This window comes from Phenylobacterium sp. (assembly GCF_019636135.1).
Classification (GTDB): Bacteria; Pseudomonadota; Alphaproteobacteria; order Caulobacterales; family Caulobacteraceae; genus Phenylobacterium.
In genome coordinates, this window is record NZ_JAHBYD010000033.1 from 34,203 (window position 1) to 53,756 (window position 19,554).

At 71.8% G+C, this 19,554-nt stretch carries 22 protein-coding genes; 15 read left to right on the forward strand and 7 right to left on the reverse strand.

From position 1 onward, the window contains the following. The first annotated feature begins 86 nt into the window (after positions 1 to 86). Positions 87 to 971 carry a cytochrome c gene (locus KF737_RS19265; protein WP_296458911.1) on the forward strand — a complete coding sequence of 295 codons (885 nt, stop codon included), beginning with the start codon at positions 87 to 89 and terminating at the stop codon, positions 969 to 971. A gap of 77 nt (positions 972 to 1,048) precedes the next feature. Further along, complete coding sequence (locus tag KF737_RS19270) at positions 1,049 to 1,210, forward strand: hypothetical protein (protein ID WP_296458913.1); 162 nt, start codon at positions 1,049 to 1,051, stop codon at positions 1,208 to 1,210. 126 nt (positions 1,211 to 1,336) lie between these two features. On the opposite strand, the gene KF737_RS19275 is transcribed toward KF737_RS19270, so the two are convergent. Beyond that, on the reverse strand, positions 1,337 to 1,621 hold the full coding sequence (locus KF737_RS19275) for a DUF6886 family protein (RefSeq protein WP_296458917.1): 285 nt from the start codon (positions 1,619 to 1,621) through the stop codon (positions 1,337 to 1,339). A 5-nt stretch (positions 1,622 to 1,626) separates the two neighbouring features. Then, positions 1,627 to 2,244 (reverse strand): TetR/AcrR family transcriptional regulator, encoded by a 618-nt coding sequence (locus KF737_RS19280; RefSeq protein WP_296458920.1) that lies wholly within the window; start codon positions 2,242 to 2,244, stop codon positions 1,627 to 1,629. Positions 2,245 to 2,378: 134 nt separating this feature from the next. Here KF737_RS19280 and KF737_RS19285 point away from each other — a divergent pair, with 134 nt between their 5' ends. From KF737_RS19285 to KF737_RS19295, 3 genes are read left to right on the forward strand one after another with little or no spacing between them, the layout of a single operon-like run. Further along, entirely contained in the window at positions 2,379 to 3,788 is a 1,410-nt protein-coding gene (locus KF737_RS19285; RefSeq protein ID WP_296458923.1) for an efflux transporter outer membrane subunit, read from the forward strand. Between the two features lie 19 nt (positions 3,789 to 3,807). Further along, positions 3,808 to 4,923: an HlyD family efflux transporter periplasmic adaptor subunit gene (locus KF737_RS19290; RefSeq protein WP_296458927.1), complete on the forward strand. Its 1,116-nt coding sequence runs from the start codon at positions 3,808 to 3,810 to the stop codon at positions 4,921 to 4,923. Positions 4,924 to 4,927: 4 nt separating this feature from the next. Next, a complete protein-coding gene (locus KF737_RS19295) occupies positions 4,928 to 6,463 on the forward strand; it encodes a DHA2 family efflux MFS transporter permease subunit (protein ID WP_296458930.1) in 1,536 nt (511 codons plus the stop codon). 6 nt (positions 6,464 to 6,469) lie between these two features. Here the strand turns inward: KF737_RS19295 and KF737_RS19300 are convergent, their stop codons facing one another. After that, positions 6,470 to 7,768, reverse strand: coding sequence for a UDP-glucose/GDP-mannose dehydrogenase family protein (locus tag KF737_RS19300; RefSeq protein ID WP_296458932.1), 1,299 nt, complete (start codon positions 7,766 to 7,768; stop codon positions 6,470 to 6,472). A 124-nt stretch (positions 7,769 to 7,892) separates the two neighbouring features. On the opposite strand from KF737_RS19300, the gene KF737_RS22505 reads away from it, so the two are divergent. Further along, positions 7,893 to 8,153 (forward strand): type II toxin-antitoxin system VapB family antitoxin, encoded by a 261-nt coding sequence (locus KF737_RS22505; protein ID WP_367273251.1) that lies wholly within the window; start codon positions 7,893 to 7,895, stop codon positions 8,151 to 8,153. After that, positions 8,150 to 8,539, forward strand: a complete 390-nt coding sequence (locus KF737_RS19310) for a type II toxin-antitoxin system VapC family toxin (protein WP_296458938.1) — start codon at positions 8,150 to 8,152, stop codon at positions 8,537 to 8,539. Before KF737_RS22505 ends, KF737_RS19310 begins: the two co-directional genes overlap by 4 nt. Positions 8,540 to 8,857: 318 nt before the next feature. Here KF737_RS19310 and KF737_RS19315 read toward each other — a convergent pair whose 3' ends face one another. The 3 genes from KF737_RS19315 to KF737_RS19325 all read right to left on the reverse strand — a co-directional run bounded on the left by KF737_RS19315 (position 8,858) and on the right by KF737_RS19325 (position 11,668). Beyond that, complete coding sequence (locus KF737_RS19315; RefSeq protein ID WP_296458941.1) at positions 8,858 to 10,360, reverse strand: phosphomannomutase/phosphoglucomutase; 1,503 nt, start codon at positions 10,358 to 10,360, stop codon at positions 8,858 to 8,860. A gap of 100 nt (positions 10,361 to 10,460) precedes the next feature. Beyond that, positions 10,461 to 11,426 (reverse strand): SIS domain-containing protein, encoded by a 966-nt coding sequence (locus KF737_RS19320; protein ID WP_296458944.1) that lies wholly within the window; start codon positions 11,424 to 11,426, stop codon positions 10,461 to 10,463. Further along, positions 11,423 to 11,668 (reverse strand): hypothetical protein, encoded by a 246-nt coding sequence (locus KF737_RS19325; RefSeq protein ID WP_296458947.1) that lies wholly within the window; start codon positions 11,666 to 11,668, stop codon positions 11,423 to 11,425. The genes KF737_RS19320 and KF737_RS19325 overlap by 4 nt, the downstream gene beginning before the upstream one ends. Positions 11,669 to 11,750: 82 nt before the next feature. Here KF737_RS19325 and gpmA point away from each other — a divergent pair, with 82 nt between their 5' ends. The 4 genes from gpmA (at position 11,751) to KF737_RS19345 (ending at position 15,589) form a co-directional block, all read left to right on the forward strand. Further along, entirely contained in the window at positions 11,751 to 12,461 is a 711-nt protein-coding gene (gene gpmA / locus KF737_RS19330; RefSeq protein ID WP_296458950.1) for a 2,3-diphosphoglycerate-dependent phosphoglycerate mutase, read from the forward strand. Between the two features lie 140 nt (positions 12,462 to 12,601). Next, the gene (locus KF737_RS19335) at positions 12,602 to 13,051 is read left to right on the forward strand and encodes a deaminase (protein ID WP_296458953.1); all 450 of its coding nucleotides are present in this window, start codon (positions 12,602 to 12,604) and stop codon (positions 13,049 to 13,051) included. A gap of 52 nt (positions 13,052 to 13,103) precedes the next feature. Continuing rightward, on the forward strand, positions 13,104 to 14,378 hold the full coding sequence (locus tag KF737_RS19340) for a pentapeptide repeat-containing protein (RefSeq protein ID WP_296458956.1): 1,275 nt from the start codon (positions 13,104 to 13,106) through the stop codon (positions 14,376 to 14,378). 5 nt (positions 14,379 to 14,383) lie between these two features. Next, a complete protein-coding gene (locus tag KF737_RS19345) occupies positions 14,384 to 15,589 on the forward strand; it encodes a pentapeptide repeat-containing protein (RefSeq protein WP_296458959.1) in 1,206 nt (401 codons plus the stop codon). A 159-nt stretch (positions 15,590 to 15,748) separates the two neighbouring features. Here the strand turns inward: KF737_RS19345 and KF737_RS19350 are convergent, their stop codons facing one another. Beyond that, complete coding sequence (locus KF737_RS19350) at positions 15,749 to 16,204, reverse strand: Hsp20 family protein (protein WP_296458962.1); 456 nt, start codon at positions 16,202 to 16,204, stop codon at positions 15,749 to 15,751. A 204-nt stretch (positions 16,205 to 16,408) separates the two neighbouring features. On the opposite strand from KF737_RS19350, the gene KF737_RS19355 reads away from it, so the two are divergent. The 4 genes from KF737_RS19355 to KF737_RS19370 form a co-directional block, all read left to right on the forward strand. Beyond that, entirely contained in the window at positions 16,409 to 17,245 is an 837-nt protein-coding gene (locus tag KF737_RS19355) for a class I SAM-dependent methyltransferase (RefSeq protein WP_296458965.1), read from the forward strand. A gap of 118 nt (positions 17,246 to 17,363) precedes the next feature. Continuing rightward, complete coding sequence (locus KF737_RS19360) at positions 17,364 to 18,212, forward strand: methyltransferase (protein WP_296458968.1); 849 nt, start codon at positions 17,364 to 17,366, stop codon at positions 18,210 to 18,212. Between the two features lie 73 nt (positions 18,213 to 18,285). After that, positions 18,286 to 18,594, forward strand: coding sequence for an SCP2 sterol-binding domain-containing protein (locus tag KF737_RS19365; RefSeq protein ID WP_296458971.1), 309 nt, complete (start codon positions 18,286 to 18,288; stop codon positions 18,592 to 18,594). Between the two features lie 9 nt (positions 18,595 to 18,603). Further along, on the forward strand, positions 18,604 to 19,554 hold a 951-nt coding region (locus KF737_RS19370), incomplete at its 3' end, for an alpha/beta fold hydrolase (RefSeq protein ID WP_296458974.1).

Consider the following 19,554-nt stretch of genomic DNA (forward strand, 5'->3'; position numbering starts at 1 on the left):
AGCTTTGCCGGGATCCTTAATTCCGCCGCCTCCGAACGGGTGACGGCGCGTGAGACGCCGCGCCCCCTGCAAGAGGGTGTGTGTGGATGAAGCGGGTTCTGAAGTGGGCGGGCTACGGCCTGGCCGGTCTCGCGGGCGTGGCCGCGGTGGCGGTCGGGGGCGGGATGGCCGCCAGCGAGGCGATGTACCGATGGCCTCAGGCCAAGCCGGCGACGCGCGTGGTCGCGGCGACCGACCCCGGCGCGGTGGCGCGGGGTCAGCGGCTCGCCCGCGCCATGGGCTGCAACGACTGCCATGGGGCGAACCTGGAGGGGCGGATGTTCGACGACATCCCGAACCTCGCCACGCTCTACGCGCCGAACCTGACCCGCGCCGTGGCCCGCCAGTCGGACGCCGACCTCGACCGCGCGATCCGCCACGGCGTGGGCTCCGACGGCCGGCCGCTGTGGATCATGCCTTCGGCCGCCTTCGCCGACCTGAAGGACGCCGAGATGGCCGACCTGATCGCCTATCTGCGCAGCCGGCCCGGGAGCGGGCCCGAGCAGCCGCACATGAAGTTGGGGCCCATCGCTCGCGTGGGCATCGTGCTGGGCCAGTTCCACTCGGAGGCCGCCGCGATCCAGGCGCACGAGAACCGGCAGCTTCCCGACCTCGGCCCGCAGTACGCCGCCGGCCGCGCTCTCGCCCGCGCCTGCGTCGAATGCCACGGCTTCGCGCTGGAGGGGTCGCAGTCGGTGCTGAAGACGCCGGATCTCGGCATCGCGGCGTCCTATGACCGGGAGGACTTCGTCCGCCTGCTGCACACCGGCGTCGCGGCCGGGGACCGCAAGGCGGGCCTGATGAGCGACATCGCGCCCCGCCGCTTCAAGGGCTGGTCCGACGCCGAGATCGGCCGGCTTCACGACTATCTGAAGGCCCGGGCGACGCGGCAGGTCGCGGCGGCGGCGACCGAAGGGGTCGCCAAACGATGATTACTGTGTCACGCTCGACACAATCCGCCGGCTCGACCCGGCGGGCTCGTAGAGAGAAGACTGGTTTGGGAGGTTACATGCGGCGCGAATTCGCCCTTTCGGGCGTCGCGCGGCAGGCGGAGCGGCCCGTGCGCTGTATCGCCTGTCTCGCGTTCGTAGGTCTGATGGGCGCGGCCTTCTGGGCGGGCGCCGTCTACATCGGCGAAACCTTCCTGCGGCTGGCCGGCAGCGGGTTCTAGGCCCGCATCGACCAGGGCGCCCAGCGCATCGTCGACGACGCGGACGCCCAGCGGTCGGACCTCGTCGCGCGAAATCCAGTAGCCGGCCTCGGCGTCGGCCTCGAAGAACGTCTGCGGCGGCATCTCTTAGAGCGCCAGGCGCGCGCGCCGCACCGCCTCCAGCCACGTCGCCGGGAAGGCGACCACGTGCTCCGCGCCGCCCAGGAACCGCCTGGCGTCCGCCTCGGTGGTCTGCGGGCCGCGGCGGAAACAGACCCGCGGGCAGTCGCGCGGGAGCAGGTCGTTCGGCAGGTGCGCCTCGCAGATCGACCACACGCACGTGCCCAGCGTCGTATTGGACGACGGCGAGGGCCGCGGCGCGAAGCGGGCGATGTCCCGTTCTTCGCTGACGTGGAAGAGCCGCGGCGCCATGGCGTTCAGGGCTTGTAGGCGCGCAGGAAGGTGTCGACGGCGCGCTCGACCTGCTCCTCGACCTCGCGCGGGGTGAGGTCGGCGGCCACGCCCCACATGCGCGGCCAGTAGACCCCCGAGATCGCCAGGTCCTTGAAGTGCTGGGCGGCCACCAGCGGGTCGGTGCGCCGGAGCACGCCGGCCGTCATCCGCTCGCTCAGGTAGTCGCCGATCCGGCCCAGCACGACCTGGGGCCCGCTCTCGTAGAAGACGCGGCCCAGTTCGGGGAAACGCTCGCTCTCCGAGACGACCAGCCGCTGGATCGCCCGCGTCTCGGCGGTCATCAGGTGGGCCAGGAACCCGCGGGCGAGGTGGGTCAGCCGGGCCCGGGTGTCGCCGGCGTCCGGGCCGATGTCGAACAGGGTCTCCTGCAACTCGCCGCAGGTGCGCTGCATCACGGCGGCGAACAGGTCTTCCTTGCTCCTGAAGTAGTTGTAGAGCGTGCCCTTGGACCCGCCCAGCCGCGCGGCGATGGTCGACATCGAGGTGGCGGCGAAGCCCTCGGCCAGGAAACAGTCGCGGGCGACGTCGAGGATGACCTCCCGCCGATCCGCGCGCTTGGTTGTGGTGGCCGCCGCCGACATCCGAATTTCCCAGGGCCACGCCTTGACGGCGTCCAGTCGCGGAAAATATATGACCGTACAGTACGGTCAGATCAATAGGCCCGACCGTCGCAGCCGAGACCATCCCCGTAGCCAACCTCCCCCGAGGCGCGGACATGACCCGCAAGATCATCACCCTTCTGGCCGGCGCGGTGGCGCTGGCCGGATGCGCCACCGTCCCCGGGCTTCCCGCCGCGCCCAGGGCCGCCGGCGCCGAGGGCTTCGCCACCGCGCAGAGCTTCGCCGCCCCGGCCGCGGCCTGGCCCGCCGACCGCTGGTGGAGCGCCTATGGCGACCCGCAGCTCGACGCCCTGATGGACGAGGCGCTGGCCGGCTCGCCCACCCTGGCCGAGGCCGCCGCCCGCCTGCGCGCCGCCGAGGCGCGGGCCCAGCAGTCGCGCGCCCCGACCCTGCCCGGCCTGTCCGCCGCCGCCCAGGCCAGCGAGACCAAGCAGTCCTACAACAACGGCATCCCCGCCCCGTTCGTCCCGCGCGGCTACAACGACGCCGGCCGCGCCACGCTGGACCTCGGCTACGACCTCGACCTGTGGGGCCGGAACCGCGCGGCGCTGAAGGCGGCGACCTCCGAGGCCGAAGCGGCCCGCATGGACGCCGCCGAGGCGCGGCTGGCGCTGACCACCGCCATCGCCGCGGCCTACGCCGACTACGCCCGCCTGATCGCCGAGCGCGACGCCGCCGATGCGGCGCTGAAGAACCGCGAGGCCTCGGCCGACCTGGTCGCCCACCGCGTCGCCGGCGGCGCGGCCAACCCGGGCGAGGCCGACCAGGCCCGCGCGGCGGCGGCGGCGGCGCGGCAGGACCTCGCCGGCCTCGACGAACAGCTCGTGGTGGCGCGCCACGAACTGGCGGCCCTGGCTGGCAAGGGACCCGATCGCGGCCTGTCCCTGGGACGGGCCAAGGCGGCGCCGGCCGGCGGCTTCGGCCTGCCGGCGAACCTCGCCGCGGACCTGCTGGGCCGGCGGCCCGACCTGCAGGCGGCGCGGCTGCGCGCCGAGGCGGCGGGCAGGCGGATCGACGTGGCGAAGGCCGGCTTCTACCCGAACATCAACCTCGCCGCCTTCATCGGCGTGCAGGCGCTGGGCCTCGACAACCTGACGAAGTCGGGCTCCGACATCGGCCAGGCGGGCGCGGCGATCAGCCTGCCGATCTTCGACGGCGGGCGACTGGCCGGCGCCTACCGCGGCGCGCGCGCCGACTACGACGCCGCCGTGGCCGCCTACGACCAGACGCTGGTGACGGCGCTGCGGCAGGTGGCCGACGCCGCCGGCGGCCAGCGCGCGCTCCAGGCCCGGCTCGCCGCCGCGCGCGACGCCCTGGACGCCGGCGAACGGGCCTACCGCGTGGCGCGCCTGCGCTACGAAGGCGGCCTCACCTCCTACCTCACGCTGCTGACCGCCGAGGACGCGGTCATCGCCCAACGCCGCGCGGTCGCCCAGCTCGAGGCCCGCGCGCTCACCCTCGACGCCAGCCTCGTCCGCGCCCTCGGCGGCGGCTTCCGCGCCTGACCTTCAGAAAGCTACGACCATGGCCCGAGACCAGGCGGACGCCCCGCCCTCAACCGCCACCGCCTCTGCCGACACGCCCCCCAACCCGCCGCAGGGCCGGCGCAAGCGGCTGCTGACGATCCTGGCCCTCGTGGTCGCGGCGGCGGCGCTGATCTGGTTCGCCTACTGGCTGCTGCTCGGGCGCACGCACGTCGAGACCGACGACGCCTATGTCCAGGCCTCCAGCGCCCAGATCACCGCCCTGGTGAGCGGCCCGCTGACCGAGGTCCCGATCCACGAGACGCTGATGGTGAAGAAGGGCCAGGTGCTGGCGGTGATCGATCCCGCGGACTACCGCCTGGCCGTCGCCCGCGCCCGCGCCGACCGCGACCAGGCCGAACGCAAGGTGCGCCAGTACTTCGCCAACGACCGGGCGCTGGCCGCCCAGACCACGGCGCGCGCCGCCGACATCGCCCGCGCCGCCGCCGAACTGCGCCGCGCGGAGGTGGAGTACGGCCGCCGCAAGGGCCTGGCGGGCCAGGGCGCCGTCTCCGGCGACGAGCTGACCGCCGCCGAGACCCAGCTCAGCACCGCCCGCGCCGGGCTCGCGCAGGCCCGCGCCAACGCCGCCGCCGCCGGCGAACAGCAGCGCGCCGCCAGCGTGCTGGTGGAAGGCAGCGACGTGGCCGGCAACCCCGAGGTCGCCGCCGCCCGCGCCAGGCTGGCCCAGGCCGAGCTGGACCTCGCGCGCACCGTGATCCGCGCGCCGATCGACGGCGTCGTCACCCGCAACACCATCGAGGTGGGCCAGCGCGTGCAGCCGGGCGCGGCGCTGATGAGCGTGGTGCCGATCCAGCGCGCCTACGTCGACGCCAACTTCAAGGAAGGCCAGCTACGCAAGGTGCGCGTCGGCCAGCCGGTGACCCTGACCAGCGACCTCTACGGCTCGGGCGTGAAGTTCCACGGCCGGGTCGTGGGCTTCTCCGGCGGCACGGGCTCGGCGTTCGCGGTGATCCCGGCGCAGAACGCCACGGGCAACTGGATCAAGGTGGTGCAGCGGGTGCCGGTGCGCATCGCGCTCGACCCGAAGGAGCTGGCCGAGCATCCGCTGCGGGTCGGCCTCTCCATGACGGCCGACGTCGACGTCGGGGGCTGAGCCCATGTCCGCCGCGGCCGCTGAAGGCCCCGCGCCGCTGACCGGCGCGCGGCTGATGACGGCGGCGCTCCTCCTGGGGCTCGCCAACTTCATGGTGGTGCTGGACACCACCATCGCCAACGTCTCGGTGCCGCACATCGCCGGCGCGCTGGCCGTCTCGCCCAGCCAGGGCACGTGGGTCATCACGTCCTACTCGGTGGCCGAGGCGATCACCGTGCCGCTGACCGGGTGGCTGGCCCAGCGGTTCGGGCCGGTGAAGGTGTTCGCCGCCGGGATGGCGGGGTTCGGGCTCTTCTCCCTGCTCTGCGGGCTCGCGCCCAGCTTCGGGATGCTGGTGGCGTTCCGCATCTGCCAGGGCCTCTGCGGCGGGCCGATCATGCCGATGTCGCAGACGCTGCTGCTCGGCATCTTCCCGAAGGACAAGGGCCCCCAGGCGCTGGGCCTCTGGAGCATGACGACCGTCGTGGCCCCCATCGCCGGGCCGATCCTGGGCGGCCTGATCTCGGACAACGCCCACTGGAGCTGGATCTTCCTGATCAACATCCCCGTGGCCGCGATCGTCGGCTTCGGCGCCTACCGCATGCTGATCGGCCAGGAGGCGGCGACGCGGCGCGCGCCGGTGGACTACGTGGGCCTGGGCCTGCTCGTGCTCTGGGTCGGGTCGATGCAGATCATGCTCGACAAGGGCAAGGAGCTGGACTGGTTCGGCTCGCCCTTCATCGTGGGCCTGGCGATCGTGGCGGTCGTCGGTTTCGCGGCCTTCCTGATCTGGGAGCTCACGTCGCAGAACCCGATCGTGAACCTGCGCGTCTTCCGCCACCGGGGCTTCGTCATCGGGGTCACGACGCTCAGCCTGACGTTCGGGGCCTTCTTCGCCAGCGTGGTGCTGATCCCGCTCTGGCTGCAGACCACCATGGGCTACACGGCCACCTGGGCCGGCTATGCGGGCTGCCTGAACGGCGTCCTGGCGGTGATCATGTCGCCGATCGTGGCGCGGCTGGTCGGGCGCTACGACACGCGCCTGCTGGTCTCGTTCGGTGTCTTCTGGATGGCGGGCGTGGCGCTCTGGCGGGCCTTCTACACCACCGACGCGACGTTCTGGGACATCGCCATCCCGCAGTTCGTGCTGGGCTTCGCGATGCCGTTCTTCTTCATCCCGACCACCAGCTTGTCGCTCTCCTCGGTGCTGCCCGAGGAGACGGCGGCCGCGGCCGGCCTCCAGAACTTCCTGCGCACCACCTCGGCGGCCTTCGCCACCTCGATCATGACCACGGCCTGGGACAACACCTCGTCGGCCCAGCGCAGCATCCTGGCCGGCGCCCTGCCCGACCCGCAGCGGGCGCTGGACGCCATGACCGCGCGTGGCCTCTCGCCCGACCAGGCCCTGCACCAGCTCGAGTCGCTGGTGCAGGTACAGGGGGTGATGATCTCCACGAACCGCATGTTCCTGGCCACGGCGGTCGTGTTCGCCGTCGCCGCCAGCGTCATCTGGATCGCGCCGAAGCCCACGCGCGCCGCCCCGCCCGGGGGCGGCCACTGACGGCCCTCAGCGACCGACGCTGGAGTAGTCGAAGCCGCGGGCGGTCATGTCGGCGGGCTTGTAGATGTTGCGCAGGTCGACCAGCACCGGCTTCTTCATCAGGAGCTTGATGCGGTCGAGGTCGAGCGCGCGGAACTGGTCCCACTCGGTGATGATGACGAGCACGTCGGCGCCCTCGGCCACGGCGTAGGGGTCGTCCTTGAAGTCGACGCCCGGCAGCATCTTCACCGCCTCGTGGCCCTCGGGGTCGAAGGCCTGCACCCTGGCGCCCTTGTCCTGCAGGGCCGGGATGATGGCCAGCGACGGCGCGTCGCGCATGTCGTCGGTGTTGGGCTTGAAGGTGAGGCCCAGCACGCCGACGGTCTTGCCGTCGAGGTCGCCGTCGACCGCCTTCAGCACCTTGCGGGCCATGGCGCGCTTGCGCTCGTCGTTCACCTTCACCGTGGTCTCGACCAGCTCGACCGGCGCGCCGGCGTCGCGGGCGGTGCGGACCAGGGCCAGCGTATCCTTCGGGAAGCACGAGCCGCCGTAGCCGGGGCCGGCGTTCAGGAACTTGCCGCCGATGCGCCCGTCCAGGCCGATGCCGCGCGCCACCTGCTGCACGTCGGCGCCGACCGCCTCGCACAGGTCGGCCATCTCGTTGATGTAGGTGATCTTCAGCGCCAGGAAGGCGTTGGCGGCGTACTTGATCAGCTCGCTGGTGCGCCGGCTGGTGAAGAGGATCGGCGTCTCGTTGAGGTAGAGCGGGCGGTAGAGCTCGCGCATCACCGCCTGGGCGCGCTCGTCCTGCGTGCCGACCACCACGCGGTCCGGACGCTTGAAGTCCTCGATGGCGGCGCCTTCGCGCAGGAACTCGGGGTTGGAGACCACGGCCACGTCGGCGTCGGGCCGCACGCGCTTGAAGATCTTCTCGATCTCGTCGCCGGTGCCGACCGGGACGGTCGACTTGGTGACGACGACGGTGAAGCCGTCCACCAGCGTCGCGATCTCCTCGGCGGCCGCGTAGACGTAGCTGAGATCGGCGTAGCCGTCGCCGCGGCGCGAGGGCGTGCCCACGCCGATGAACACCGCGTCGGCCTCGGCGATCGCCTGGCGCGCGTCGGTGTCGAAGAACAGTCGGCCGGCCTTCACGTTCGAGGCGACGAGCTGGTCGAGGCCCGGCTCGTAGATCGGGATGCCGCCGGCCTCGAGCTGCTCGATCTTGGACGCGTCCTTGTCGATGCAGGTCACGGTGTGCCCGAAATCGGCGAAACAGGCCCCGCTCACCAGGCCCACATAGCCCGTCCCGATCATCGCCACGCGCATGCAAGAACTCCCTGGAAGCCGCGCCTTTCACCACGGAAGGCGGGCGCGCCGCAACGGCACAGACGATGCGCGGGTCAGCAATTTGCAAGCCATCGAAGGATCATGATAAGCACTTCCCATCATGATGCGACCCATCCAAATTCGTCGGAAAGACGCGGTTCGCGATCTCCGCGAACTTGCAGCCCGTCGCGGTCGGCCTATCACCGACATTGTCGCGGAGATGGCGCGAAGGGAGCTTGAGCTGGAACAGCGATGCGAGCGCCTTCGGGATCGCTCGGGAGACGTTGATGCGACGATAGCGCGGTTTCAAGCCGCCGTTCGCGCTCATGGCGGCCGTATGCTGACAGACGATGACTTCTATGACGAGGACGGGATGCCGCGGTGATTGCGGTGGATGCGTCGGCCGTTCTCGCCATCCTGTTGCTTGAGGCCGAAGCCGCAGAGTTCAAGGCGCTGCTCGAGCGCACCGGCGGACGAATTTCTCCCGTCAACCTTTGGGAAGTCACGGCGCGGGCCCACGCGCTCGGCGGTGCAGACGGCGTCGCAGAAGCGCGCCGTCTACTCTCCGACCTATCGATAGAGGTAACTGAGATCGGCGAACCGGCTGCCCGCTTGGCGCTCGCGGCGTTCGCCCGCTTTGGCAAGGGGACCGGTCGGGGCCCGCTGAATCTCGGCGACTGTTTTGCCTATGCCCTGGCCCAGGTCGAGGGCGACGGCCTGCTGTTCAAGGGCGACGACTTTACGAAGACGGACGTGAAGCCCGCGATCTGAGCGGGCCCGCAGCCGAGACTGACAAGGTTCGGTGAAGGGGTGGAACGCGGCCCTTCGCCTCCTCACTCCCGGCTGTCATCCCGGTTTGGGCGAAGCCCAAGACCGGGACCCAACCCTCCGGTGCTCCGCGTTTCCAGCACGGCCCCGCCATCCGGGCCACCTACCTTCTCAGAGCACCGGACGGTTGGGTCCCGGTCTTCGCCTGCGGCGAAACCGGGATGACAACAGTGGGTGTCCGGACCCGCCCAGGGTCGACTTCAGCGCCTTCAACGAGACGCGCGAGCCTGACAGCCTGAGGCCTGCCGCGCCAGCGACCGCTCAGATCTCCTGGTTGTATTTGCCGACCTGCGGGCGCCTGGCGAGGCGCGGCTTCACCTCCTCGCGGAAGAGGGCGCGCATGTCGTCCTCGGAGCGCGTGCTCTCCACGACGACCACGATCTCGGGCTTGTTGGACGAGGCGCGGACCAGCACCCACGAGCCGTCCTCCAGCGCCACGCGCACGCCGTTGACGGTGATCACGTCGACGATCCTGCGGCCCAGGATCGTTCCCCCGGCCTCGGCCAGCGCGACATACTCGGCGACCACGTCGTCGACCACGCCGTACTTCTCCTCGTCGGCGCAGTGCGGGCTCATGGTCAGCGAGGTGTACGCGACCGGCAGCGCCTTCTTCAGGTCGCTGAGCTTCTTGCCAGGGTTGCGGTCGAGCATCGCCAGGATCGCCGCGGCGGCCACCAGGCCGTCGTCGTAGCCACGCCCGATCGGCGGATTGAAGAAGAAGTGGCCGCTCTTCTCGAAGCCGGCGAGCGCGCCCAGCTCGGCGGTCTTGCGCTTGATGTAGCTGTGGCCGGTCTTCCAGTAGACGGTCCTGGCGCCGTTGGCCGCCAGCACCGGGTCGGTGGCGAAGAGGCCCGTGGACTTCACGTCGACCACGAAGGTCGCGTCCTTGTGCAGGGCCGAAAGGTCGCGGGCCAGCATCAGGCCGATCTTGTCGGCGAAGATCTCCTCGCCCTCGTCGTCCACCACGCCGCAACGGTCGCCGTCGCCGTCGAAGCCCAGGCAGAGGTCGGCGCCATGCTCGCGGACGGCCTTGGCCATCTCGGAGAGCATGTGGTGGTCCTCGGGGTTCGGGTTGTATTTCGGGAAGGTCCAGTCGAGGCCGCAGTCCATCTCGATGACCTCGGCCACGCCCATGCGGCGCAGGCCTTCGGGCGCAAACGCGCCGGCGGTGCCGTTGCCGCAGGCGGCGATCACCTTGAGCGGGCGGGTCAGCTTCACCCGCGCCGCCGCGTCGGCGATGTAGCGCTCGGCGACGCCGTCGATGTGCGCCAGCGAACCGCCGGGGCGCTGCGTCCACTTGCCGCCCAGCACGATCTCCTTCAGCCGGCCCATCTCGTCGGGGCCGAAGGTCAGGGGCCGTTGCGCGCCCATCTTCACCCCCGTCCAGCCGTTCTCGTTGTGGCTGGCGGTGACCATGGCGACGCACGGCGCGTCGAGGTCGAACTGGGCGAAGTAGGCCATCGGCGAGACGGCCAGGCCGATGTCCACCACCTCGCAGCCGGCCGCCACGAGGCCGATGGTCAGCGCCTGCTTGATGGAGAGCGAGTAGCTGCGGAAGTCGTGGCCGACGACGATCCGCGTCTGGCCCATCTCGTGGATCAGCGTGCCCAGGCCCAGGCCCAGCGCCTGGACGCCCAGCAGGTTGATCTCGGGCCCGAACAGCCAGCGCGCATCGTATTCGCGGAAGCCCGTGGCCTTCACCAGCGGGGCGTTCTCGTACTCGAAGGTGTTGGCGACGAGGTCGGCGCGGGGGGCGGGCAGCATCGGAACTCCGGGGGTACGCGTGTCGGGCTGTCTTTAGCGGGCCAATATGTCGCAGGCCACTTCGTAAGGCTTAACGGGCGAACGCGTTCGCCCGCCGGCGCTACATCACCCCGGCGCGCAACAGGTCGTGGACGTGGAGGATGCCGACGGGCTTGCCGGCCTCGACGACGAAGAGGACCGTGACGGCGGGCGCGGGATCGCTCATCAGGGCCAGGGCCTCGCCGGCCAGCATGCCGGGCGGCGCGGTCTTCCTGGGGCCGGGCGTCATCACCTCGCCGGCGGTGTGGTCGAGCAGGCCCACGATGTGGCGGCGCAGGTCGCCGTCGGTGATCGCCCCCAGCAGCACGCCCTTGGGATCGACCACGCCGACGATCCCCCAGCGCTTCTCGCTCATCACCAGCAGCGCCTCGCGCATCGGCGTCTCCGGCGCGACCAGCGGCAGCTCCTCGCGGCCGTGCATCAGGTCGGCGGCGGTGCGCAGCAAGGCGCCCAGCTTGCCGCCGGGGTGGAAGACCCTGAAGTCCTTGGGCTGGAACCCGCGCCGCTCCAGCAGCGCCACGGCCAGCGCGTCGCCCAGCGCCATCTGCAGCGTGGTCGAGGTGGTGGGCGCGTTCACCGCGTCGGCGGCCTCGGGCGCGTCGGGCAGTTGCAGGACGATGTCGGCGGCCAGGCCCAGCGCGCTCTCCGGCCCCGCGGTCATGCCGATCAGCGGGATATGGAAGCGCGCCGCATAGGCGATGACGTCGGCCAGCTCCCGGGTCTCGCCGGTCTTCGAGAGCGCCAGGATCACGTCGTCCTGGCCGATCATGCCGAGGTCGCCGTGGCTGGCTTCGCTGGGGTGGACGAACATGGCCGCCGAGCCGGTGGAGGCGAGCGTCGCGGCGATCTTGCGCGCGACGTGGCCCGACTTGCCGATGCCCGTGCAGACGATCCGGCCTTTCGCCGTGAACAGCGCCTCGACGGCCTGCGCGAAGCTCTCGCCCAGCTCCGCGGCCAGCCGGCCCAGCGCCTCGGCTTCCGTCTCCAGCACGCGGCGGCCGACGGCGATGGTGTCCCTGGTCGTCATTGGGACGGCGCGATCGCCTGGTTCTGGATCGAGCGGACGGCCTGCCGCGCCTGGTCGACGCGCTTCTGCGCCGCCTCGGTCTCGGCGCGCATCCTGGCCTGCATCTCAGCGGTGCGCTGGACCGGCTCGTGCCCGAACGGCGCCGGCGAGCGGTCGCCCAGCCCCTGCGGCCAGACGAGCGCCAGCGCCACCGCGGCGATCGCGCCGACGACGAGCAGGCCCAGGTAGAAGCGGTCGAACATCGCCCCGCTATAGCCCGCGCCGGGTTGACGGGGTAGGCCCCGGCGCCCTAGCCCGACGCTCCCGACCAGAGGAGCCGCCGCCTTGCCGACCCTGATCCTGCTGCGCCATGGCCAGAGCCAGTGGAACCTGGAGGACCGCTTCACCGGCTGGGTGGACGTCGACCTGACCGCCCAGGGCGAGGCCGAGGCGAAGAAGGGCGGCGAGCTGATCAAGGCCGCCGGAATCGCCATCGACCGGGTGTTCACCTCGGTGCTGACGCGCGCGATCCGCACCTCGTGGCTGGCGCTGCACGCCGCCGGCCAGGCCTATGTGCCCGAGGTGAAGGACTGGCGGCTGAACGAGCGCCACTACGGCGGCCTGACCGGCCTCAACAAGACCGAGACGGCCGCCCGGCACGGCGCCGACCAGGTGAAGGTCTGGCGGCGCAGCTACGACATCCCGCCGCCCGAGATGGCGCCCGGCGGCGCGTTCGATTTCTCGAAGGACCGCCGCTATGCGGGCCTGGACCTGCCCTCGACCGAGAGCTTGGCCACGACGCTGGTGCGGGTCGAGCCCTACTGGAACGCCGACATCGCGCCGCGCCTGAAGGCGGGCGAGACGCTGCTGGTGGCCGCGCACGGCAACTCGCTGCGCGCCATCGTGAAGCTGCTGTTCGGCGTGTCGGACGACGACATCGTGGGCGTCGAGATCCCCACCGGCAATCCGCTGGTCATCGAGCTGGACGCGAACCTGAAGCCGACGGCCGCGCGCTACCTCGACGCCGAAAGGGCCACCGCGGTCCCGCCCCTCTGAACGCCGACCGGGGGCGTGTCCTCCGCTGGCGGGCTTCTTTCCGCTCTTGCAGTCGCCGACACGTCTTGAACGGCCGACGCCTTCCGCGCGATGTCGCGGCGGACTTCACCTCCCGCGCCGCAGGCCTCATGTTGCGGCGCATGACCGATGAAGACGCCATGCGCCGCGCCATCGCGCTCGCCGCCACCCACGTCGGCCTGACAGCCGAGAACCCGTCCGTCGGCTGCGTGATCGTGAACGGCGGCGAGGTGGTGGGCGAGGGCGTCACCGGCGAGGGCGGACGCCCCCACGCCGAGGAGGTGGCGCTGGCCCGGGCCGGCGGGCGGGCGCGCGGCGGCGTCGCCTACGTGACCCTGGAACCCTGCGCCCGGCGGTCGGCCGGCGGCGTCCCGTGCAGCACGCGGCTGGCCGACGCCGGCGTGGCCCGCGTGGTCTTCGCATGCGCCGACCCGTCGGTCTTCGCCGGCGGTCACGGCGCGCAGCGGTTGAGCGATGCCGGCGTCACCGTAGACCAGGGGTTGATGGCCCGGGAGGCCGCCGCGCTCCTGGGCGGGTACGCGCCGGCCAGGCCCTTGGAAAGCCTCCGTTAATCGACCGGCCCTAACATGGTTCACAGGTTCTTTTCCCAAAACCTGCCGGACGATGTCGACCCAAGCCGCCGCCAGCACCCGTTCCCTCGTCCAGGCCCGCCTGACCCAGGCCGAGGTCGACGTCATCTGCGCCAAGCATGACCGCCTGTGGAGCTCGAAGCCCGGCGGCGCGCGCGCGGTCTTCGCGTTCAAGGACCTGAGCGGGACCGACCTGCACGGCCGCAACCTCTGCGACGCCGACTTCACCGGCGCGCTGCTGAGCGACTGCGACTTCAAGGGCGCGCGCCTCGACAACGCCACCCTCTTCTGCGCCGACCTGACCAGCGCCGACATGCGCGAGGCCTCGCTGCGGCGCGCCGACTTGCGCGGCGCCAGCATGCGCAACGTCAACCTGACCGGCGCCGACCTCTTCGAGGCCGACCTGCGCGAAGGCACGCTGGCCGCCGCCGACCGCCAGTTCGGCTTCCGCAAGCTGGAGGCGGGCGCGCCCAACCTCGGCGAACTGCAGGGCGCGACCCTGGCCGGCGCCAACCTCGAACGCTCGCGCCTGTCCGGGGCCATCGCGGTGCGGGCCGACTTCACCGACGCGATCCTGAAGGACGCGAAGCTGATCCGCGCCAACCTGAAGCAGGCGTCGCTGGCCGGTGCGAACCTCTCGGGCGCCGACCTGTCGGGCGCGGACCTCGCCGGGGCCGACCTGCGCGACGCGATCCTGGTGGGCGCGCGGACCGTGGCCTGGAACGTCTCGGACGCGAACCTGACGGGCGCGCTGACGGACGAGCCGGCCGGCCGCGCGCTCTCGGACCTGCCCTACGACCAGATGATCAGGGACCACGCGCGCTGGTGCGAGACCGGCGGCGGCGAGGGCAAGCCCTCGTCCTTCGACAACGCCGACCTGCGGGCCCTGGGCTCGATCCGCGGCTACAACCTGACCGCCCTTTCGGCCAAGGGCGCGACCTTCTACGGCCTCGACATGGAGGGCGTGCAGCTCCAGGGCGCGCATCTGGAAGGCGCGGACCTGCGCAACTGCGTCCTGCGCCGGGCCGACCTGCGCGGCGCGCGCCTGGTGGGCGCGAAGCTCTCGGGCGCCGACCTGCGCGAGGCCCAGATGGGTCCGCTGCTGCTGGGCGCCGACCGCGTCCTGCCGTGCAACCTGACCGGCGCGCAGGTGAAGGGCGCCGACCTCAGCAACGCCGACCTGCGCCACGCCGTCTTCGCCGACGCCGACGTCAGCCGCTCGAACTTCACGGGCGCGATGCTGAAGCAGGCCGACTTCAGCCGGGTCTCCCACCGCCAAGGGGCCCGCGGCCTCGACGACGTGATCTGACGCGGATGGTCCGGCTCCAGGCGTCGTCGAAGGCGCCGTTCCTCCCGGGCCGCCGAAAGCTCTCCGAGGGCGAACTCGCCATCCTGCTCGACGGCCATGCGCGCCATCTCGCGGGCAGGGGCGGCAAGCGCGCCTCGCTGCCGTTCGTGGACTTCTCGGGCCTGAACCTGGCGGGCCGCCAGTTGGCGGGCGCAGACTTCACCGGCTCGGTGTTCGACGGCGCCGAGCTGGCCGGCGCGGACCTCGCGGGCGCGATCCTGGCGGGCTGCGACCTGCGCGGCGCGAACCTCCGCGGCGCCGACCTGCGCAAGGCCGACCTGCGCGGCGCCTGCCTGCAGGCCGCCAATCTTGCCGGCGCCGACCTCACCGAGGCCGATTTCCGCCCGGGCGTCATCGGCCGCCCGCACCCGACCAAGGGGTTCCCGTCCATGGTCGAGGAACGCCGCAGCGGCGAGATCGACGGGGCGAACCTCTCCGGCGCGACGCTCGACCGCGCGCAGCTCGACGGACTCTATGCTGCGGCCGCCGACTTCTCCGACGCCTCGCTGAAGGGCGCGCGGATGCGGGACGCCAACCTGAAGGGCGCGAACTTCACGGGCGCGCTGATGGCCGGCGCGGCGATGTCGGGCGCATTGCTGGAGGACGCCGGGTTCGACGGCGCCGACCTCGCCGACGGCGCGCTCGCCGGCGCCCGGACCCACGGCGCCAGGCTGGCCGGCGCGGCCGAGCCGCCGACCCGCGACGCCATCGCCCGCTCGGTCAGGCTGGTCGAACAGGCCCGCGCCCACTCGGCCTGGGTGACGTCCGGCGGCGCCGAGGGCGGGCCGGCGCGCCTGGACGAGGCCGACCTGCGCCCCGCCGGCGACGCCCTGAAGGGCCTGCGCCTCACGGCCGTCAGCGCCCGGGGCGCGAACCTCGCCGGCCTCGACCTCACCGGCGTCCAGTTCCAGGGCGCCAACCTGGAAGGCTGCGATCTGCGGGGCGCGATCCTGCGCGGCGCCGATCTGCGCGGTGTCCGCCTGATGCGCGCGGACCTGACCCGCGCCGACCTGACCGACGCCGTCCTCTCGCCCCTGGCCTTCGGGGCGGACCGTTCGACGCCCGCCGACCTGACGGGCGCGCGGCTGCGCTACGCGAAGTTCGACCGGGCCGAGATCGCCGGCGCCATCCTGCGGGACGCCGACACCCGCGGCGCCAGCTTCCCCAAATGAAGAAGGCGGCGCCCCCGCGAAGGGGCGCCGCCTCGGTTCACTGCCTCCCTGCGGAGCGGGGGAGGGGGCGAAAGCACGCACCGAGCATGATCACGCCCCTTCCACCACGCCCTCTGCGGGGCGCGGTCCCCCTTCCCCGCGAACGGGGAAGGTAGGGCTCTACGCGGCCTTTTCGCCTTCGATCAGGGTGCTCTGCGCACCGGTGGTGATCGCGACCGTGCGGGGCTTCAGGGCCTCGGGGAGCTCGCGCTTCAGCGAGATCGACAGGAGGCCGTCGGAGAGGTTCGCGTCGGTGACGATCACATAGTCGGCGAGCTGGAACCGGCGCTCGAAGTTGCGCTCGGCCAGGCCGCGGTGGAGGTACTTCCGGGCTTCGTCGTTGGCGGCCTTGCGGCCGGTCACGGTGAGGAGGTTCTCCTTCACCTCGACGTTCAGCTCGTCCGGACGGAAGCCGGCCACCGCGATGTCGATGCGGTAGGCGTTCTCGTCGGTGCGTTCGATGTTGTAGGGCGGATAGCCCGCGGCGCCATCGGCGGCGGCGGTTTCCAGCAGGTTCGCCAGGCGGTCGAAGCCGACGACGGAGCGATAGAGGGGAGCGAAATCGATCGTACGCATGGGTTCACATCCTTCTTGCAAAGCAAGGTTGCGTTGTTTGCGTTGGACCTGTGACGACCCGAGATCGGCGTCGCCGGCAGCCCAAGGAGGCCCGGACATCCGGCGCCTCCGCCCGATCAGTTAGTGGCGGGATCCGGGCGTTCAAGGGCTATCCCGCGACGTTTGCGCAGCCTAGCGTTCCCGGCCCACCCAGGAGGAAAGCCCATGATCCGCCTCGCCTCGGCCGGCCTCGCCGCCCTCGCGATCGTCGCCGTCGGTCTCCCGGCCCATGCCTTCGACGCGCAGTTGCAGTCGGTGGTGGCGGGCGCCCAGCGCGCGCCCGAGAACAAGGCCCGCGACGCAGCCCGCAGGCCGGTGGAGACACTCACCTTCTGGGGCCTGAAGCCCCGGCAGACGGTGATCGAGATTTCGCCCGGCGGCGGCTACTGGACCGAGATCCTGGCGCCCTACGCCAAGGCCACGGGCGGGACCTATGTCGCCACCGCCGCCGACCTCGCCAACCCGAGCCTGTCGGACGGCGCAAGGCGCGGCCGCGCGGCGTTCGAGGCGAAGTACGCCGACGAAGGCCGGTACGGGCCGATCCGGTACGTGGACTTCGGCGCCCGGTCCGGCCCCCTGGGCGACCCGAACTCCGCCGACCTCGTGATCACCGCCCGCAACATCCACAACTTCCTGATGCAGAACATGCTCGACAAGGTGCTGAAGGACGCCCACGCCGTGCTGAAGCCCGGCGGCGTCCTGGCCGTCGAGGAGCACCGCTCGGACCCGAAGCCCGAACTGCCGGGCGTGAGCAACGGCTACGTCGCGACGGCGACGGTGATCGCGGCGGCCGAGAAGGCGGGCTTCCGGCTGGCCTCCACGTCCGAGATCAACGCCAACCCGAAGGACACCAAGGACCATCCGTTCGGCGTGTGGACCCTGCCGCCGTCGCGCCAGAGCGCGCCCGGCGGCCAGCCCGCCGATCCCAACTTCGACCGCGCCAGGTACGACGCCATCGGCGAGTCCGACCGCATGACGCTGACCTTCGTGAAGGCCGGCTGAGGCGCGCGATCTCCGCGGTTCAAACGGACGACGCCTGCGGCGTTCCGGGCTTTGACGCGGGTGGCCTCAGCGGTTAGCCCTGCCGCGGGGGGTGTTCGCGAGAGGGGTTCGCGCGCCCATGATCACCGTCTCCCGCCGCACGCTCATCACGGGCGCCGTCGCCGTGGCCGGCTGCCAGGACAGGCCCGCGAAGCCCGCGCCGCCGAACACGATCGCCGCCGCGGTCGCAGGGCCCTGGCGCCCGCCCGCCGACCGGGCGCGCGACCGCTTCCGTCACCCTGCCGAGAGCTTGGCGTTCTGGGGCCTGAAGCCCGGTGCGACCGTGGTCGAGTTCTGGCCGGGCGCCGGCTGGTACACCGAGATCCTGGCGCCGTTCCTGGCCGCGACGAACGGCCGGCTCTATGCCGCGCACATGCAACTGGGCGACGCCGCCGACGCCTCCGCGCGCGACGTGGTGCAGGCGTTCCGGACCCACTTCGCCGACGAGAAGCTCTACGGCAAGATCGAACTCACCGCCTTCGGCCCGACCAGCGGGCCGGTCGCGCCGGCGGGCGGCGCCGACCTCGTCCTCTTCCTGCGCAACCTGCACAACTGGATGGCGGCGGGGATCGCGGAGAAGGCGTTCCGCGACGCCTTCCTGGCGCTGAAGCCCGGCGGCGTGCTGGGTGTCGAGGAACATCGCGCCGCGCCGGGCGGCGTGCCCGACCTGCTGGCCGAGGACGGCTATGTCGACCAGGCCTACGCCATCCGGCTGGCGCAGGAGGCGGGTTTCCGGCTGGCCGCGACCAGCGAGATCAACGCCAACCCGAAGGACACCCGCGACCACCCGTTCGGCGTATGGACCCTGCCGCCGGTGCGCCGTTCGTCGCCGCGCGGCGCGGCGTTCGACCCGGGCTTCGACCACACGAAGTACGACGCCATCGGCGAGAGCGACCGAATGACGCTGAAGTTCGTCAAACCGGACTGACGGCGGTCACGACGTGTTTACACGCGGGACGCGTGCGGCGAAGCTCGCCTGATTCACGAGAGCCGATGGGGACATGGCCACTCTTGAGGAGCTGACCGACAGGATCCGCCGCGCCGCGGAGTCCGGGGACGGGCTCTCCCGCTCCGTCACGCTCGACCTGAAGGGCGAGGGCTACATCCACGTGGCCGGCGCAACCGTGACCAACGCGGCCGCGCCCGCGGACCTGACCGTCCGCATCAGCCGCGCCGACCTCGTGAAGCTGGGCAAGGGCGAGCTCAACCCCATGAGCGCGGTGATGACGGGGCGCATGAAGCTCTCGGACATGGGGCTCGCCATGAGCCTGACGTCCGAGATCCAGGCCCTCTTCGAGCGGGCGGTCTAGAGCCTCCCGATGTTCGAACCCGCCCCCCTCCTCGACATTCCCGAAGCCCCCGTCCCGCCCGGCGGCGAGGCGGGCTGGTTCGTGGGCCAGGGCGGCGCGAAGCTGCGCGCCGCGGTGTTCCGCCCGCCGGGCCGGGCTCGCGGGTCGGTCGTACTGTCCGGGGGGCGAACCGAGCCGATCGAGAAATACTACGAGACCATCCGCGACGTCCTGGATCGCGGCTTCGTCGTCCTGGCGCACGACTGGCGCGGGCAGGGGCTGTCGCAGCGGGAGCTCGCCGACCGGCTGAAGGGCCACGCCCGGGGCTACAGGCCGTTCCTCGAGGATTACCGCCGCCTGCTCGACAGCCACGAGGACCGGCTGCCGAAGCCGTGGATCGCGGTGGGCCATTCCATGGGCGGTTGCCTGACCCTGCTGGCGCTGGCCAACGGCGAGCGGCGGTTCTCGGGCGCGTGCCTGTCGGCGCCGATGCTGGGCCTGCAGTTCGGCAAGCACTCGATCGCGACGGCGGCGATGCTGACCCGGCTGTCGCTGATGTTCGGCCGCGCCGGGCGCTACATGCTGGGCCAGGCGGGCGCGCCGTTCGATGACACCTTCGAGGGCAACCCCCTCACCCACGATCCGCGGCGCTTCGCCCGCTACCACGCGCAGTTGAAGGCCAACAACGACCTGGCCCTGGGCGGGCCGACGTGGGGCTGGCTCGACTTCGCGCTGTCGGCCACCGCCTTCCTCGCCCGGCCCGAGCGGCTGCGCGGCGTGACCATCCCGGTCGAGATCGTCTCGGCCGCCGAGGACAAGCTGGTCGACAACGCCGCCCAGGCGGCGGCGGCCCGCAACCTGCCCCAGGGGCGCCTGATCACCGTGCCCGGCGCCTACCACGAGATCCTGATGGAGACCGACGACATGCGTAACATCTTCCTGCGGGTGTTCGACGCGCTCACCGGCAAGACCGCGCCGAAG

Excerpts from the sequence above, each read along its gene's own strand:
- KF737_RS19275 (WP_296458917.1), bottom strand. The coding sequence starts at position 1,621 with ATGGCGCCGCGGCTCTTCCACGTCAGCGAAGAACGGGACATCGCCCGC.
- KF737_RS19265 (WP_296458911.1), top strand. The coding sequence starts at position 87 with ATGAAGCGGGTTCTGAAGTGGGCGGGCTACGGCCTGGCCGGTCTCGCG.
- KF737_RS19300 (WP_296458932.1), bottom strand. The coding sequence starts at position 7,768 with ATGCGCGTGGCGATGATCGGGACGGGCTATGTGGGCCTGGTGAGCGGG.
- KF737_RS19355 (WP_296458965.1), top strand. The coding sequence starts at position 16,409 with ATGATCCGCCTCGCCTCGGCCGGCCTCGCCGCCCTCGCGATCGTCGCC.
- KF737_RS19320 (WP_296458944.1), bottom strand. The coding sequence starts at position 11,426 with ATGACGACCAGGGACACCATCGCCGTCGGCCGCCGCGTGCTGGAGACG.
- KF737_RS19315 (WP_296458941.1), bottom strand. The coding sequence starts at position 10,360 with ATGCTGCCCGCCCCCCGCGCCGACCTCGTCGCCAACACCTTCGAGTAC.
- KF737_RS19350 (WP_296458962.1), bottom strand. The coding sequence starts at position 16,204 with ATGCGTACGATCGATTTCGCTCCCCTCTATCGCTCCGTCGTCGGCTTC.
- KF737_RS19365 (WP_296458971.1), top strand. The coding sequence starts at position 18,286 with ATGGCCACTCTTGAGGAGCTGACCGACAGGATCCGCCGCGCCGCGGAG.
- KF737_RS19325 (WP_296458947.1), bottom strand. The coding sequence starts at position 11,668 with ATGTTCGACCGCTTCTACCTGGGCCTGCTCGTCGTCGGCGCGATCGCC.
- KF737_RS19360 (WP_296458968.1), top strand. The coding sequence starts at position 17,364 with ATGATCACCGTCTCCCGCCGCACGCTCATCACGGGCGCCGTCGCCGTG.
- KF737_RS19340 (WP_296458956.1), top strand. The coding sequence starts at position 13,104 with ATGTCGACCCAAGCCGCCGCCAGCACCCGTTCCCTCGTCCAGGCCCGC.
- KF737_RS19295 (WP_296458930.1), top strand. The coding sequence starts at position 4,928 with ATGTCCGCCGCGGCCGCTGAAGGCCCCGCGCCGCTGACCGGCGCGCGG.
- KF737_RS22505 (WP_367273251.1), top strand. The coding sequence starts at position 7,893 with ATGCGACCCATCCAAATTCGTCGGAAAGACGCGGTTCGCGATCTCCGC.
- KF737_RS19290 (WP_296458927.1), top strand. The coding sequence starts at position 3,808 with ATGGCCCGAGACCAGGCGGACGCCCCGCCCTCAACCGCCACCGCCTCT.
- KF737_RS19335 (WP_296458953.1), top strand. The coding sequence starts at position 12,602 with ATGACCGATGAAGACGCCATGCGCCGCGCCATCGCGCTCGCCGCCACC.
- KF737_RS19285 (WP_296458923.1), top strand. The coding sequence starts at position 2,379 with ATGACCCGCAAGATCATCACCCTTCTGGCCGGCGCGGTGGCGCTGGCC.
- KF737_RS19270 (WP_296458913.1), top strand. The coding sequence starts at position 1,049 with ATGCGGCGCGAATTCGCCCTTTCGGGCGTCGCGCGGCAGGCGGAGCGG.
- KF737_RS19345 (WP_296458959.1), top strand. The coding sequence starts at position 14,384 with ATGGTCCGGCTCCAGGCGTCGTCGAAGGCGCCGTTCCTCCCGGGCCGC.
- KF737_RS19280 (WP_296458920.1), bottom strand. The coding sequence starts at position 2,244 with ATGTCGGCGGCGGCCACCACAACCAAGCGCGCGGATCGGCGGGAGGTC.